This window comes from Mesorhizobium sp. P5_C1, assembly GCF_054049815.1.
In genome coordinates, this window is sequence record NZ_JBFULQ010000852.1 from 1 (window position 1) to 1,661 (window position 1,661).

Genomic DNA, 1,661 nt, shown 5'->3' on the forward strand with positions numbered 1-1,661 from the left:
GAGATGCCTTGGCTACCGGGCTTTTCTCGATGGGATCCGTTTCACGGTGACCCATATCGCGCATCTCAAGCGCCTTCTCGCATTTGGCCATGTACTCGCGCGTCGTCGGCAAGGTGTCGTTCTTCTTGGCGATCTGGATCTGGAAGATCACCAGATCCTGCCAGCGGAAAGCGGCTTCCGAGGCGGCCAGGTAGAACTCCCACATGCGGCAGAAGCGCTCGTCGTAGATCGCCTTGGCCTTGTCGCGGTTGGCGGCGAAGCGCTCGCCCCAGTGCTTCAGCGTGTCGGCATAGTGCAACCGCAGGATTTCGATGTCGGTGACGACTAGCCCCGACTTCTCGATCGCCGGCATGACTTCGGAGAGCGAAGGGACATAGCCGCCCGGGAAGATGTATTTGCGGACGAAGGCGGTGGTCGCCCACGGCACGCCGGAACGGCCGATCGTGTGCAACAGCATGACGCCATCCGGCTTGAGCAGCGTCGTCGACTTGTCGAAGAAGGTGCGGTAATGGTTGACGCCGACATGCTCGAACATGCCGACCGAGACGATGCGGTCGAAACGCTCGTTGAGCTCGCGGTAGTCCTTGAGCTCGAAATGCACGCGGCTTTCCAACCCTTGCGCGTGCGCGCGGTCGGTGGCGACGCCATGCTGTTCGGTCGACAGCGTCACACCTTGCACGTCGACATCGAACGCCTTGGCGAGATAGAGGCTGAGCCCGCCCCAGCCGGACCCGATGTCGAGCACCGTCTGGCCGGCCTTCAGCCTGAGCTTGGCGGCGATGTGGCGTTTCTTCGCGGCCTGCGCTTCGTCGAGCGTCATGTCCGGCTGCTCGAAATAGGCGCAGGAATACTGCATGTCCTCGTCGAGGAAGAGCCGGTAGAGGTCGCCCGACAGGTCGTAGTGGCGCTGCACGTTGCGGCGCGAGCGCGAGGCGGTATTGATCTGCTGCAGGCGGCGGAAGGCATGGCGCAGGCCTTCGATGGCTTTCGACCATGTGGCGTCGATGCCGCCGCTGCCCATGTTCTGGAAGGCGATGCGCATCACACCCAGCACGCCGCCTTCGAGAATGTCGAGCTCGCCGTCCATGTAGGCTTCCGGCACCGCCAGCATCGGATCGAAGGTGATGGCCCGCTCGGCATGCGCGGTCTTGATGTGCATGTGCACCGGCTCGCCGCTGCCGTCGCCGAACACCACCGCAGCGCCCTTGGGGCCAGTTACCTTGAGATTGCCGGTGCGCACCAGGCGGTCGAGAACGCGCTTCAGCAGAATATTCATGACCAAATGTCCCCTCAGACAGGCTGTCTCGGCCCACGACCCCGAAAATCGAGATCGACTTTCGGGAAAGGGATCGTGCGCCAGCGTCCTTTGCGCGGCCAAAGKACGCGCGACGCTGTAGTCTGCATCAATATATAGGGGTTCGAAAAGTTCCATTTGGCACAAAAATGCCCGGGCGAGAGACCCGGGCATTGGTCCAGTATGGCTGAGGCCRACTGGGAAGCTAAAGTGCGGCACGCCCGGAAGGGCGCACCGGCAACTCAAATCGTCAGGCGTTGTCTTCGCCGCCTTCGAACTCGGTGTTCGGGTCGAAGAAGTTTTCCGGCCGCGCATTGTCGTTGATGTCGTCGCCATAGATGGCTTCGGCGGTGGTCAGCGTCTCACC

At 62.2% G+C, this 1,661-nt stretch carries 1 protein-coding gene and 1 pseudogene; both read right to left on the reverse strand.

The window, feature by feature from the left end:
* Positions 1-1,276, reverse strand: a 1,276-nt coding sequence (locus ACXJ7R_RS31925) for a class I SAM-dependent methyltransferase (RefSeq protein WP_457155288.1), incomplete at its 3' end; no start/stop codon positions are given.
* Positions 1,277-1,544: 268 nt separating this feature from the next.
* A pseudogene (locus ACXJ7R_RS31930) lies at positions 1,545-1,661 on the reverse strand (50S ribosomal protein L9); the annotation flags it as partial.